The organism is Gemmatimonadaceae bacterium (assembly GCA_035533755.1).
Classification (GTDB): Bacteria; Gemmatimonadota; Gemmatimonadetes; order Gemmatimonadales; family Gemmatimonadaceae; genus JAGWRI01.
Map to the genome: position 1 here is coordinate 1 of DATLTC010000065.1, position 13,589 is coordinate 13,589.

General features: G+C 70.5%; 13 protein-coding genes. 6 read left to right on the top strand and 7 right to left on the bottom strand.

All coding sequences use genetic code 11. From position 1 onward, the window contains the following. Window positions 1-39 precede the first annotated feature (39 nt). The 4 genes from VNE60_10280 to VNE60_10295 all read right to left on the bottom strand — a co-directional run bounded on the left by VNE60_10280 (window position 40) and on the right by VNE60_10295 (window position 2,991). Window positions 40-402 carry a hypothetical protein gene (locus VNE60_10280; GenBank protein ID HVB31900.1) on the bottom strand — a complete coding sequence of 121 codons (363 nt, stop codon included), beginning with the start codon at window positions 400-402 and terminating at the stop codon, window positions 40-42. 132 nt (window positions 403-534) lie between these two features. After that, window positions 535-1,695 (bottom strand): PDZ domain-containing protein, encoded by a 1,161-nt coding sequence (locus VNE60_10285; protein HVB31901.1) that lies wholly within the window; start codon window positions 1,693-1,695, stop codon window positions 535-537. A 26-nt stretch (window positions 1,696-1,721) separates the two neighbouring features. Beyond that, window positions 1,722-2,435: a hypothetical protein gene (locus tag VNE60_10290; protein ID HVB31902.1), complete on the bottom strand. Its 714-nt coding sequence runs from the start codon at window positions 2,433-2,435 to the stop codon at window positions 1,722-1,724. Then, on the bottom strand, window positions 2,416-2,991 hold the full coding sequence (locus VNE60_10295; protein HVB31903.1) for a sigma-70 family RNA polymerase sigma factor: 576 nt from the start codon (window positions 2,989-2,991) through the stop codon (window positions 2,416-2,418). Before VNE60_10295 ends, VNE60_10290 begins: the two co-directional genes overlap by 20 nt. A gap of 237 nt (window positions 2,992-3,228) precedes the next feature. On the opposite strand from VNE60_10295, the gene VNE60_10300 reads away from it, so the two are divergent. Together VNE60_10300 and VNE60_10305 are read left to right on the top strand one after the other, a co-directional pair. Next, window positions 3,229-4,755 (top strand): serine hydrolase, encoded by a 1,527-nt coding sequence (locus VNE60_10300; GenBank protein ID HVB31904.1) that lies wholly within the window; start codon window positions 3,229-3,231, stop codon window positions 4,753-4,755. Between the two features lie 60 nt (window positions 4,756-4,815). Continuing rightward, complete coding sequence (locus VNE60_10305; GenBank protein ID HVB31905.1) at window positions 4,816-5,166, top strand: metal-sulfur cluster assembly factor; 351 nt, start codon at window positions 4,816-4,818, stop codon at window positions 5,164-5,166. A gap of 23 nt (window positions 5,167-5,189) precedes the next feature. On the opposite strand, the gene VNE60_10310 is transcribed toward VNE60_10305, so the two are convergent. Further along, on the bottom strand, window positions 5,190-6,380 hold the full coding sequence (locus VNE60_10310; protein ID HVB31906.1) for an HRDC domain-containing protein: 1,191 nt from the start codon (window positions 6,378-6,380) through the stop codon (window positions 5,190-5,192). A gap of 75 nt (window positions 6,381-6,455) precedes the next feature. Between VNE60_10310 and VNE60_10315 the strand changes: the two genes are divergently transcribed. Both VNE60_10315 and VNE60_10320 read left to right on the top strand, forming a co-directional pair. Continuing rightward, the gene (locus tag VNE60_10315) at window positions 6,456-6,872 is read left to right on the top strand and encodes a thioesterase family protein (GenBank protein HVB31907.1); all 417 of its coding nucleotides are present in this window, start codon (window positions 6,456-6,458) and stop codon (window positions 6,870-6,872) included. Window positions 6,873-6,899: 27 nt separating this feature from the next. Further along, on the top strand, window positions 6,900-7,526 hold the full coding sequence (locus VNE60_10320; GenBank protein ID HVB31908.1) for an isoprenylcysteine carboxylmethyltransferase family protein: 627 nt from the start codon (window positions 6,900-6,902) through the stop codon (window positions 7,524-7,526). A 6-nt stretch (window positions 7,527-7,532) separates the two neighbouring features. Here the strand turns inward: VNE60_10320 and VNE60_10325 are convergent, their stop codons facing one another. Then, a complete protein-coding gene (locus tag VNE60_10325) occupies window positions 7,533-10,562 on the bottom strand; it encodes a CehA/McbA family metallohydrolase (GenBank protein ID HVB31909.1) in 3,030 nt (1,009 codons plus the stop codon). Between the two features lie 79 nt (window positions 10,563-10,641). After that, the gene (locus VNE60_10330; protein ID HVB31910.1) at window positions 10,642-10,905 is read right to left on the bottom strand and encodes a ferredoxin family protein; all 264 of its coding nucleotides are present in this window, start codon (window positions 10,903-10,905) and stop codon (window positions 10,642-10,644) included. A gap of 107 nt (window positions 10,906-11,012) precedes the next feature. Here VNE60_10330 and VNE60_10335 point away from each other — a divergent pair, with 107 nt between their 5' ends. Together VNE60_10335 and VNE60_10340 are read left to right on the top strand one after the other, a co-directional pair. Further along, the gene (locus tag VNE60_10335) at window positions 11,013-11,483 is read left to right on the top strand and encodes a (2Fe-2S)-binding protein (protein HVB31911.1); all 471 of its coding nucleotides are present in this window, start codon (window positions 11,013-11,015) and stop codon (window positions 11,481-11,483) included. Beyond that, a partial coding sequence (locus VNE60_10340) for a xanthine dehydrogenase family protein molybdopterin-binding subunit (GenBank protein HVB31912.1) occupies window positions 11,473-13,589 on the top strand: 2,117 nt, incomplete at its 3' end. The genes VNE60_10335 and VNE60_10340, both read left to right, overlap by 11 nt.

Here is a 13,589-nt window from a genome sequence, read left to right on the forward strand (position 1 = left end):
AACGAGTTCTTCGCAGCCGTTTCGCGCTTTCTGGCGTAGTCAGTTCGTGCTTCGCTTCGCCGTCTTCGCGCTGGCCCTCACCGTGGCGGCCGCGCGGCCCATGCCGGGCCCGATCTTCGTGTGGATCCAGCCCGCATCGCGGGTGCGCGACTGGCGGGCCGACGACGCGCGCCAGGCCGAGCGCGCCTTTGCGGCCTGGAGCGGCATCGTGCCCCAGGCCACGTTCGCGTTCACCGACGACTCGGCGGACGCGGCGGTGCGCGTGACGTGGGTGGCGCAGTTGGGCGCGTCGACCACGGGCGAATCGCGCCTCGAGCGCGACGGAACCGGCCGCGTGGTGGATGCCGCGGTGCTGCTGGCCGTGCACCACGCCGACGGCCGCATCGTGAGTGGAGCGGCCATGCGGGCGCTGGCGATGCACGAGGTGGGACATCTGCTCGGACTGCCGCACTCGCGCGACCCGCGGAGCATCATGGCGCCCGTGGTGCGGGTGCGCGGACTGTCGCGCGGCGACAGCGCCGCGCTCCGCCGGCTCTACTGCTTGAGTTGTAGCGTGCGCGACTTGCGGTCGCGGACGATCCGCAATTCCACCGTGGCATCGGCGGCGTGCCGTTCGAGCACGCGGCGCAGTTCGTCCACGGTGGACACGGCGGCGCCCGCCGCCCTGACGATCACGTCGCCCGCCCGGAGCCCCGACTGCTCGGCCACCGTGCCGTGGGGCGTCTGGAGCACGAGCACGCCCCGGTCCACGCCAAAGGCGCGGCCCAGATCGGGATTCACCGGGCTCATGCTCGCGCCGGCCACCGCCGCCATGGCCGGACTGAAGTTGAAGACGGTCACCGGGGCGCGCGGCGCCGGCGCGGGAGCCGGGACGGCGCCCGTGGTCCAGCTGGGCGGAGCCGGCGGCTCCGCGAGCAGGCCCCTGATCCCGACGGGCGCCTCGGGCGTGGCAAAGTCGACGCGGCGGCGAACGAACATCTGCGGCGCCCGGGCCACGATGAGCGGATAATCGCGGTCCACGCCGTCGCGCTCCATGCGCACGATCACCTTGTGCTCGGGCTCGAGCAGCTTGGTCATCGAGATGTCCTGCGTGGTGACGTCCTGGCCATTGAAGGCGAGCAGCAGGTCGCCGTGGGCGATGCCGGCGCGTTCGGCCGGCGAGTCTGGTTCCACCGACTCCACTTCGGGATAGTCCAGAAAGCGCACGAAGTATTCGCCGTGGCGCACGTTGTCCACCGGCGCGCCCACGAACGTGAGCCCGATCCACCCCTTGGGCACCGCCTCGGGCGGGATCTGCGACGCCGGCTGGTACTGCAGCATGGCGGCCACGCCGGCGTCGGCCATCGCCTTGCGCGACGCTTCGCCGGCGCGCTCGAAGCCCATCTCCACCGCCCCACGCTGCAGCTCGGCAATCCGGCTCAGCATGTCCGACATCTCGGAGGCCATGCGCTCCTGCTGCTCGGGCGCGATGGGCGTGCCGAGGAAGATCCGCTGCAGCGAATCGAGCTTGTTCATCAGGACGGTCACGACCACGCGGCTGGAGTCGTCGGCGCACCGGCCCAGGGCGCACGCGTGCACGCGGACCTCGACCGTGGACCGTGGATTCTGTTGGGCCAGCGCCGACCGCGCCGCGAGAGGCGTGAGGGCCACGGCCAGGGCGATCGTTCGACCGGAGTTGATCATCGAGCTGCGCATCACGTTCACCATATACGAGGAAGAATTCAGAAGCTGTTCACCCGCATTCCCGTGGGGAGCGCGGTGTTGAGTTGGCGCAGCGTGGCTTCGCGCTGGCCGATCGTGGTCAGATAGTAGTCGTTGATGACGGGATCGTACGGCGCGTCGGCGAGCGCGTCGCGCATGGCATGCGACACGCGATCGAGCGCCGCCAGCCGCGTGCGCATGGCCGACGGGCTCTCCGAGCCCTTGGCGCTGCTGTCGTACTGGGCAAGGAACGCCGACGCGTTCTGGAACAGCGCCTGGGCGCGCGTGCGAGCCGCGCGCGCGTCGTTCACCGAATGGAACACCGCCGACTGCGAATCGGCGTGCTGGGCGGTGCGCGCGGCGGATGAGGCGGCGCCCACGCCCGGCACGAACGACGCGCCGGCGGTGTAGCGGCCGAGCATGGTGCCGCCGGCCACGAACAGCAGCGCCGCCGCCGCCTGCAGCCAGGCGCGGCCGAACCGGCTGCGCCTGGCCGGCGCGGCCCCGGCGCCCGAGGTGGCCGATCCGTCGGCGCGCAGCGCCGGGCCCAGCGACTCCCAGCGCGTGAGCGGCAGCCCGATGCTCGCGCGTTCCGTGGATGCCAGCGCCACCAGCGCGCGGTGCGCCTCGCGCTCCGCCGAGCACACCGCGCACGTTGCGAGGTGCGCCAGCTCGGGCGCCGTGGGATCGTGGTCAGCCAGCGCCGCCAGGCGCTCAGGAGACAGGTGCGACATGTTCCAGTTCCCTGCGTTCAGGTACATCCACCAGATGCGCGAGCAGCATTCGCAGCTTCGCGCGGGCTTTGAACAGTTGTGACTTCGAGCCGCCGGACGTGATGCCCAGCTCGGCGGCGATCTCCTCGTGCGTGTACCCCTCCACGTCGTGGAGCAGGAACACCGTGCGCGCGCCCGGAGACAGCCGCGCCACCGCCTGCTCGATGGACGCCATCACGAACGTGCCGTCGGGATCCGGTTCCACGGCCACCGCGTCGTCGTCCATGTCGATCTCGACCTGCGACAGCCGGCGCGTGCGGCGCAGGGCGTTGAGCGTCCGATTGACCGCGATGCGGTGCGCCCAGGTGGCGAACTGCGAATCGCCCCGGTAGGTGGGCAGGGCGCGGAAAATCTGGATCCAGACCTCCTGCGCGATGTCTTCGGCCACGTCGTGGTCGGGCCCCACCAGGCGACGGACGACCATGTCGATGTGCGGCGCATGACGGGTCCACAGGGACCGCATCGCCGCCTCATCGCCCTGGATGGCGCGCCGGATGGTGAGTCGCTCGTCGTTCATGTGCTCGTGCAATTGGTCAGCTCGTGGTATGAAAAGGGTTTACCGCGCCCCGCCGCAACCCGCTCGGGGGACCATCTGTTTCCTACTCCCTGTCCGGCGTGACGGTTTCGCCCCTTGTTCGTTTGGCAACACAGGGGCATGTTGTGCCGCGCGCCGGGCCGGTCGACATCCGCGACCGGCGCGTCCCCGCCCGCAGCGCCCCCAAATCGCCAGCAGCATCTTGCCAGGAGTGGTCTGTTGCTCAACTCCCTGTTCGCCGCCTTGTTGCTTGCCACCGGCCATCCCACCCCTGCGCGGGGCGTGGATGGGGGGCTGCCGATCGCCGTCCCACGCGAAGTGGGGATGTCGGCTGACCGGCTGGCGAACATCAACGAGGTGGTGGCGCGCGGCATCCGCGGCGGCGGCTTTCCCGGCGCGTCGGTGGTGGTGGGCCGGCAGGGCTTCGCGGTGGTGGAGGAGGGCTTCGGGCATCTCACCTGGAGCGCCAACAGCCCGCTCGTGGTGCCCGACCGCACGATCTACGATCTGGCGTCGCTCACCAAGGTGATCGGCACCACGACGGCGATCATGGTGCTGTACGACGAGGGCAAGATCGGGTTGGACGAACCGGTCTACAAATACATCCCCGAGTTCAGCGGCGGCGAGAAGGATCTGGTCACGGTGCGCATGCTGCTCGAGCACCGGTCGGGGCTCCCCGCCGGCCGCGACCTCTGGCGCACGGCGCACTCGCCCGCCGAGGCGCGGGAGCAGGTGATCGACACGCATCTGTACAGCCGGCCGGGCGCGCGGTTCGTGTACTCCGATCTCGGGGCCGACATGCTGGGGTTCATCGTCGAGGCCGTGAGCGGGGAGCCGCTGGACCGTTTCCTGGACGAGAAGGTGTTCGGGCCGCTGGGCATGCACGACACCGAATTCCGTCCCGATCCGGCGCTGGACGAGCGCATCGCGCCCACGGCGCCCTGGTCGCGGCGCGGCTATCCGCTGCAGGGCCGCGTGAACGACGAGAACGCCAACGCGCTGGGCGGCGTGGCCGGTCACGCGGGGCTGTTCAGCTCGGCGTCGGACCTCGCGATCTTCGCGCAGATGATGCTCAACGGCGGCGAGTACAACGGGGTGCGGATCGTGGCCGACAGTACGGTGAAGCTGTTCACCACGCGGGCGGCGGGCGCCGGCACGCGGGGCCTGGGGTGGGACACCTGCGCGGGCGAGCTCGGCTGCGGCGAGTACATGGGCGAGACGGCGTTCGGCCACACCGGGTTCACGGGCACGTCCATCTGGATCGATCCGGACCGGCAGATGTTCGTGATCCTGCTCACCAACCGCGTATACGACCCGAAAATCCGCCACAGCATGAAGGCGATCGCCGACGTGCGCGCCGACCTGGCCGACGCCTCGGTGCTGGCGGTGGAGAACTACGGGCAGGCCCCGATGGTGATGCCGGCGTCATGGCGCACCGATCGGCAGGCGGGGTGGAACCGGCCGGTGCGGCACGCGCGCCGGCCAGTGCGTCGGGTCAGCGCCGCGGCCTCCCGCAAGGTGGCCAAACCGGCCGGCAAGCGGGCCTTCGCGATCTCGCTGTCCACCGTGGCCCGCAAGCCGGACTTCGGAAAGAGCGCGTCCGCCAAGAAGCACGTGGTGAAGAAGGCGGCTTCGGAGAAGTCCGCGGCGGGCAAGGCCGGCGCCAGGAAGGCGCCCCAATCGAAGCACTCTGCCGCGAAAAAGCTCGCCGCCAGGAAGCCAGTCAAGCGCTCGGCCGGTAACTGACCGGCTGGGCGATTATCGTCGGCGCTTCCCTGACGCGCCTTATTCGATAATCTTGCGGGCATGGAAGAACAGCCGCACCCCGACGTGCCAGCCACGCCGTCCCAGCCGTCGCCCGCCCTGGCCGATGAGCAGATCAAGCTCGCCCTTCGCAAGGTGAAGGATCCCGAGCTCAACCTGAACATCATGGACCTGGGTCTGGTCTATGACGTGCTGGTGGAGGATCACACCGTGGTCATCAACATGACCCTCACGTCACCGGGGTGCCCGGCGGGCCCGCAGATCATGAACGACGTGGAACGCACCGTGCGGGCGATTCCCGGCGTGGAAGACGTGGTGATGAATCTGGTATGGGAGCCGTACTGGACGCCGGAGCGGATCGAGCCGCGGGTGAGGGCGTATATGGGGCTGTGAACCGCGGCCGGGGAACGCCGCGGTCACTCCTTGTATGGCGACTCCTCCGTCGCCTTTCCCGCCGCTCCGCGATGCGGCTTCAACGCCTCCAGATACTCTTTCCCCAAGGCTTCCATCTGCCAGCGACGCAGCTCGGTCACTTCGGCGAGCTCGTCGAGCGTTTCCGGATTCCGCCGCGCCACCGCTTCGATGCGATCCTTGGCGCAGAGCACTCCCGGATCGAGATCGAGGCGCTGCGCCACCGCGTCGCGCGCCGTCTTGAGCGCCGAGACGCGGGCATCGAACTCCGCGTCCTTGTCCCAGCGGCGGGAGCGCGGAAAGCGCGGCAGCTCGGCGTCGGGCACGGCCTTGCCGCGCGCGATCGCGTCGAGCAGATCGGCGGTGCGTTGCTCGGGCATGCCGCGCGGCATGCCTTTGATGGCGGAGAGGCCGTGTCGGTCGGACGGCTGCAGGCGCGCCAGCTCGAGCAGGGGCTCGTTGCCCACCACGCGGAAGGTGGCGCGATCCAACTCGGCGGCCACGGTGTCGCGCCAGTTGGCCACCTCGCGGAACACGGCGAGCTGGCGCCGGTCGAGGTCGCGGGCGCCCTTGATGCGCATGAACCCCATGCCGGGCTCGTCGGGCTCCCACCGCACGTTCTGCACGATGCCGAACTCCTCCTGGGCCCACGCCATGCGTCCCGCCCGCTCGAGATCGTCGCGCATCCGGTCTCTGAGGTCGAGCAGGTGCATCGTGTCCTGGGCGGCGTACTCCAGCATGCCCGGCGTGAGCGGCCGCAGCGACCAGTCGGCGCGCTGGTACTTCTTTTCCAGCTTCACGCCGAAGTAGCGCTCCAGCAGCGCGGCCAGCCCGAACGCCCGGATGCCCAGGAGCTGCGCGGCCACGCGCGTGTCGAACACGCGCACCACTTGCCAGCCGTAGTCCTGCCGCAGCAGCCGCAGGTCGTAGTCGGCGTCGTGGAACACCACTTCCACGTCCTCGCGCTCCATGAGCGCGCCCAGCCCGTCGAGCTGCGGGACGGCCAGCGGATCGATGATCGCGGAGTGGTCGCGCGTGGAGAGCTGCAGCAGGTAGATTCGATCCACGAAGCGGTGGAAGCTCGCCCCTTCGGTATCGACGGCGATCTCACGCGTGTTGGAGATCTCGCGCAGAAACCGCGCCGTGATTTCCGGCGTGTCCAGGAACATCGGAGTATGGGGATCGGTCTGCGCCACGCGCGTCCTCGTCTGGGAGAGCCTCCGACAATCTAGCAAGACGCCGCGCCTCTCACCTCCACATTCGAGCACTCGATGTCCAGCGCACTCCCCGAAGCCGTGTTCCACATCTATCCCACCGACTGCGACATGCTCGGGCACCTGAACCACGCCACGATGTTGGGATTCCTGGAGCGGGCGCGGTGGGCGTTGCTGGAGCACCACATGACGGCCCACGAGATGGTCCGGCAGCCGGTGTTCCCGGTGGTGCGCCACGTGGACATCGGCTATCTGGCCCAGACGCTGCCCGGCGAGGACCTGGTCATCCGCTCGGGCATCGTGCGCGTGGGCAACACCAGCTACACCGTGCGCCAGGAGGCCCGGAAGGCGGGCACGGCCGAGTTGGTAGCCGAGGCGAGTCTCGTGATCGTGGCCATCGACCGGTCGGGCGTGCCGGTTGCGGTGCCCGGCGAATGGAAGGCGATGATGCCGGCGTGGGAACCCCCGGCGTGACGCCCCAGGGTTAGATTATGGCGCCCCATGCCCACTGACGCCACACCGAGCGAGACCGCAGCGCCCGTCTCGCCCACCGAAGCCAGCCCCGCGGCGCGCGTGGGCGCCGTGCTGTTCCGGAACCGCAGTTGGCTGCCGGTGCCGTTCGTGGTCGTGCCGCTGCTCGCGCCCGGCAAGTTGAGCGCCGCGCAGTGGCTGATCGGCGCCCTGATCGTCGCGCTGGGCGAGGCCATGCGTCTGGCCGGCGTGGCGGCCGCGGGCACCGTGACCCGGCGCCGGTCGCGCGACGTGCAGCGCCTGGTGACGTACGGGATCTTCTCCTGGGTACGCAACCCGCTCTACATCGGGAACTTCGTGATCTGGATCGGCTTCGGAGTGGTGTCGGGCGTGTACTGGTTCCTGCCCATGGCGCTGGCGCTGTTCGGCGTGGAGTACGCGCTGATCGTCCGCTACGAAGAAGGCGTGCTCGAGTCGATCTTCGGCGACGAATACCTGGCCTACAAGCAGCGCACGCCGCGATGGATTCCGCGCCCGCCGGCCGAGGCCGACGCGGGGCCGCACGACTGGGGCGAAGCCTGGCGCAGCGAGATCAGCTCGTTCCTGCAGTACGCCGCGCTGGCCATCCTGTTCGCCGTGAAGGGCCGGCTCAACTGACGGCCGTCAATCCGGAATCACCGTGGCCCGGATGATGTAGTCCAGCTTGGGGAAGTTGCGCTCCAGCCACGCATTCCCCTCCTTCTCGATCGGCCCCTGTTTGCCGGCGCGCACGCCGCCCCCCGCCCGCTCTCCGTAGCCGGAGTAAATCCGGTCCACGACGTCCATCCCCGACACCACGCGGCCCACGGGTGAGAAGCCCTGGGCATCCAGCCGCGTATTGTCCACCAGGTTGATATAGAGCTGCGTGGTGCGCGTGTTCGGCCCCGTCATCGCGAACGCGAACGTGCCCCGCGCGTTGGTGGTGCGCACCGAGTCGTCGGCGATCGTGGCGTGCTTCCAGGCGGCGATCACGCGCGGATCGGCATTGAGCCCGAACTGGGCAATGAACCCCGCGATCACGCGCGAGAAGCGCCCGTCGTCGAAGAATCCGTGTTGCACCAGGTTGTAGAACCGGTCGGCGCCACGGGGCGACCACGCCCGCGGCACGTCCACCACGAAGTCGCCGCGGCTGGTCTCGAAGCGCACGCGGAAGTGGTCGGGCGCGCGCTGGTTCATGGCCGCGCTCGACGGGTCGAGCAGGGCGCCGGCGGCGCTGTCGCCCGCGATGCGCTGGTACACGCGGCGGGCCCGCTCGATGCCGGCGTGGAACGCGGCCCGCTCCTCGGGGGTGCGCCACGCGGCGGTGCGATCGGTGCGCGTCCAGATCGCTTCCACGAGTTCGGCCAGGAAGCGCGCGTCGGCCGGCGACGTGTAGCGGCGGCCGTCGCGCACCACGTACACCGGCGTGGTCTGCGCGAACGCGTAGTTGTCGCCCACGTAGCGCGACGGCGGCCCCAGCACGCGGGCCGCGATCCATCCGCCCTGCGGCACCGCCACGGGCGCGTCGAAGGCCAGGTGCGACGAGTCGCCGGCCATCACGGAATCCACGACGTGCCCGTTGACGATGATCTCGAGCCGGCCCATGGGCGTGATCGAGCGCGCGTCGGCCGTGACGCGGAGCGCGGCCGGCGCGCCGGCGGCGAGCGTGATCTCGTCGCCCATCTCGCGGCCGTTCACCGTGAGAAAGAGCAGCGGGCCGGTGGACGCGAACGAATGGCCGGCCCGGATGCCTGCGTACCAGTTGCCGAGCGTGAGCGGTCCGCGCACGTGCACGTACGCGCGATCGGTGCCCGGCGGCGGGTCGCGCCACACATCGCTGAAGTTGTCGGTGCCGGCGGTGGCCGGCAGACGGAAACCGGCGTTGAGCAGCCGGAAGTACATCTCGTCCGACGCGATCTCGTCGGAGTAGTCGGAGGCGATGTCGTAGAAGTCGCCCTTGCCCAGCGCCACGTCCACCGGAATGAGCGAGTTGGCGCCCGACGCCGGCGTGGTCACGCGGTCGTGGTAGGGGTGCGCGTAGCCGGCCATCCCGCCCTGGGCGTCGGTGGAGTCGATGTACCGATAGTCCATCTCGGGCTGCGCGTACGCCGTATATGGAAGTCCGCTCTCGAACGGCAGCACGTAGTGATTGATGCCGAGCATGGCGATGTGCCCCAGCGACCCGCGGAACTCCTCGCCGTACTGCAGGATGTAGTCGGGCGTGGACAGCGGGCTGGGCTTGCCGGTGAGATCGCTCCACCGCCCCATGATCCGCGTGCCGTCCATGTGGATGAGGGCGTTGGTCACGTGGATGTCTTCGGCCACCAGCTCGTCGAAGAAGTCCCGGTGGCTGAGCCCCCACCGTCCCTGGTGCAGATCGTGGATGTGCGTGTCGCCCGAGTACCACCCGCGCGCCGGCAGGTTCACCATGGGCGTAAGGCGAATGGTGGCCGAACGCACGCCGCCGGCGGGCACGTCCACGGTCACGTGGTGCGGTTGGTACTCGAATCCGTGCATCGCCTCGATGGTGGTCTGTCCGGCCGGCACCTCGACCTCGAACGGTCGCATGGTGTCGAAGTAGTGCGTCTCGGTGGCCGACAGCACGCGCTGGAACCCGCCGTCGGGCGCGTACGAGCGGCCGTCGCTGGCCGCCACGTAGATGCGCGCCGGCAACGCCTTGCCGTCTGGTCCGAGCACGGTCACGCGCACGCGCCCCGTGGCCACGCGCGGCCGGCGCGAGCGAATGGGCACCGCGTGCCACGACGCGAACGGTCCGCCGCCCATATCCGCGGTGTACAGCACCGTGGGGCCGCTGCGGTTGGATACGAACGCGAACCGCGAGCCGTCGGGGCTGGGGGACGGCGCGTACTCGTCGCCCTGGTCCGCCGTGAGCCGCACCGGATTGCCGCCCGACGCGCCGACGATGTCCACGTCGTTGGAGCCCATCTCGTCGGACACGTACAGGAGCGCGCGGCCGTCGGGGGTCCAGGCGGGCTTGGTGCGGTATTCGGTCTCCTCGTAGTGCACCAGGCGCGGCTCGCCGGCGGCGGTGGGCCGCACCCAGATGCCGCCGGTGCCCAGCCGGCCGGTGACGGTGCCCACGTACGCGAGCTGCGTGCCGTCGGGCGAGACGGCCGGCTGGAACTGATCGCCGGCCTCGGTGGTGATCATCGAGTCGGTGTTGGCGGCGAGATCGTGGCGGAAGATGTGGAACCGGCCGCCGCGGTCGCTCACGAAGTAGACGCCGCTACCGTCGTGGCTCCACGCGGGTTCCACGTCGATGCGCGGGTTGTCGGTCACGCGCCGCACCGCGCCGCCGTCGGCGCTCACCACGCCGATGTCGAGGTTGCCGTCCACATCCATGGACAGCGCGATCTGCTTGCCGTCGGGACTCCACGCGGGCTCGAAGTAGTAGTGCGGACCCTGGGTGAGGGCCACGGCTTCGCCGCCCGCGGCGGGAATCTTCCAGATGTCGCCCCGCATGGAGAAGGCGATCCATTGGCCGTCGGGGCTGAACCGCGGGTCCAGCGGGCCCGTGGTCACTTCGGGGAGCATGTGGCGCTCCACGCGATCGGTCTGGCCGTAGCGGCTCGGGCCCGCCTCGCCGGAACCCACCGCGAGGGCGAGCGAGAGAACCGCGACGGCGCCGGCGGCAGCCCATCGGTTCACGCGCATGCGTGACACTCCGGAATTTTCTCGTGGACCAGCAACGGCCGCCCTTACCTACGGGCGGCCCGCGCGGCGGATGCCGCGCTCAGCGCTGCGGGCGACCGGGAGGGTTGTCGCCTTCGAAGACTTCGCGATTCTTGTCGATGAACGACTTGAGCTGCACCGGCACGTCTTCCTCGGGGAAGATCGCGGTCACGGGACACTCGGGCTCACACGCCCCGCAATCGATGCACTCGTCGGGGTGGATGTAGAGCTGGTCCTCGCCTTCATAGATGCAGTCCACGGGACAGACATCCACGCAGGCGCGGTCCTTGACTCCGATGCAGGCTTCTGTGATCACGTAGGGCATGAGTGCCTCGAAAGTTGCTGCGAATCGAGTGAGGTTCGACTAAGATAATCGGTGGCGCTCCCGCCAACAGGGTACGCCCGCCACCCCCGCCTCGCCACCCCGCGCCCATGCGTCTGACCGTCAACGGGAACGCATACGACGTCGCCATCGCCGGCCCCGAGACCCTCCTCGGCGTGCTGCGCGGCCGGCTGGCGCTGACCGGCGCCAAGCTGGTGTGCGGCCGGGGGGAGTGCGGCGCGTGCACGGTCCTTCTCGATGGGACGCCCGCCTACGCCTGCCTGACCCTGGCCGCCGCCTGCGAAGGCGTGGCCATCACCACCATCGAGGGGCTGGGCACGGCCGACGCCCTGCACGAGATGCAGGAGGCGTTCATCGTGCACGACGCCGTGCAATGCGGCTTCTGCACGCCCGGCCAGATCCTGGCCGCGGTGGCGCTCCTGCACCAGAGCCCCCGCCCCACCGAAGACGACGTGCGGCGCGGCATGAGCGGCAACCTGTGCCGCTGCGGCACCTACCCCAAGATCGTGCGCGCCGTGCTCGACGTGGCGGCGCGACGGGAGGGTGCCCATGGCACGTGAGAAGCGGTTCGTGGCCACCAAGGTGGAGATCGAGGGGCGCGAAGACACCCGCATCGTCGAGCTGCCCGACCGCGAACCCGCGCCGTGGGACGCCGCCGCCGAGCTCCACGTGGTGGGCCAGCGGGTGGCGCGCATGGACGCGCTCGAGAAGGTCACCGGCGCGGCGCGCTACACGGCCGACGTGTTGCGTCCGGGCATGCTGTTCGCCGCGATCGTCCGCGCGCCGGTGGCCGCCGGCCGCCTTACCGGCATCGACCCGGCGCGGGCGCTGCAGCTGCCTCAAGTGCGCGGCGTGCTGTTGCTGGACGACGTGCGCGGCATCCGCACCGACGCCGGCCAACTGTTCGACGACACCATCCGCTACGCCGGACAGCCGCTGTGCGCCGTCTGCGCCGACAGCTTCGCCGCCGCCAACGCCGCGGCGGCCGCGGTCGTCCTGGCCATCGAGCCCGCCGCCCACGCGGTGACGGCCGAACGCGCGCTGGCGCCCGACGCGCCCAGGGTGCGCCCCAAGGGGAACGTCTCGGCGCGCTCGCCGCGGGTCATCCGCCGCGGCGACGTGGACGCCGGCCTGCGCGAGGCCGAGGTCACCATCACGCGCGAATACCGCACGCCGGTGGCGTTGCACACCGCCCTCGAGCCGCACGGCGCCGTGGCCGAGTGGGAGGGCAAGCGCGTCACCGTGTGGGAGTCCACGCAGGGGATCTTCAACACCCGGCGCGACCTCGCCGCGGCGTTCGAGCTCAAGCTGTCGCAGGTGCGCGTGATGAAGGACTACATGGGCGGCGGGTTCGGCGCCAAGAACGGAGCGGCTGCGTCCACCTACATCGCCGTGGCGATGTCGCGGAAGCTGGGGCGCCCCGTGCGCTGCGTGCTCGACCGCGAGGGCGAGCAGACCGACTCGGGCAACCGTTCGGCCACCGTCCAGACCGTCACCCTGGGCGCCAAGCGCGACGGCACGCTCACCGCCATCACGCTCGACGCCACGATCCCGCTGGGCGTGGGCGGCTGGGAGGCCGGCCCGGGCCGCATCTATCACGAGCTGCACGCGTGCCCCAACGTCCACACCAGCGAGACGTTCGTGTACACCAACGCCGGGGCCATGGCGTCGTTCCGCGCGCCGGGCCACACCGAGGGCGCGTTCGGGCTCGAGAGCGCGATGAACGCGCTGGCCCGCGAGTTGCACCTGGATCCGCTCGAACTCCGGCGGCGCAACTACGCCACCGACGATCAGAGCAGGGCGCGGCCGTATTCCGACAAGCGGCTGGATGCGTGCTACGGCGAGGGCGCCCGGCGGTTCGGGTGGGAGGATCGCGAGGCGCGGCGCGCCACCACGGTGGCCGGGCGGCTGCGCCGCGGCTTCGGCATGGCCGCCGCCGTGTGGGGCGCCGGCGGCGGACCGCCCGCCTACGCCACCGTGCGCATCAACCGCGACGGCACGGTGGAGGTGCTCACCGGCGCGCAGGACCTTGGCACGGGCTCGCGCACGGTGTTGGCGCAGATTGCCGCCGAGACGCTGGGCGCCGATGTGGCCGACGTGCACACGGTGCTGGGCGACACCGAGCGGCTGCCCTTCGCGCCCAACTCGTGGGGGTCGATCACCACGGCGTCGGTGGGGCCGGCGGTGCGCGCGGCTGCGGAAGAAGCGCGCGACCGGCTGTTCGAAGCCGCCGCCGCCATGCTCGACGCCGGCGTGAACGAACTCTCCGCCCGGGCCGGCGTGATCGCCGTGGCCGGCAGCGAACGCACGCTCACGTTCGCCGACGTGTGCGGCAAGCTGGGCGATGTGATGATCATCGGCCAGGGCAGCCGCGGCCCCAACCCCGACCAGACCGCGATCGCCGCGTTCGGCGCGCACTTTGCCGAGGTCGAGGTGGACGTGGAGACCGGACGGGTGCGCGTGGAGCGCATCGTGGCCGCGCACGACAGCGGACGCATCATCAACCCCACACTCGCCGAGAGCCAACTCGAGGGCGCGGTGCTGCAGGGAATGGGGTACGCGCTGTTCGAGGAGCGCGTGATGGACGAGCGGCTGGGCCTACAGATGAACCCCACGATGCACGACTACAAGATCCCGACCATGGCCGATGTGCCGCGCATCGAGGG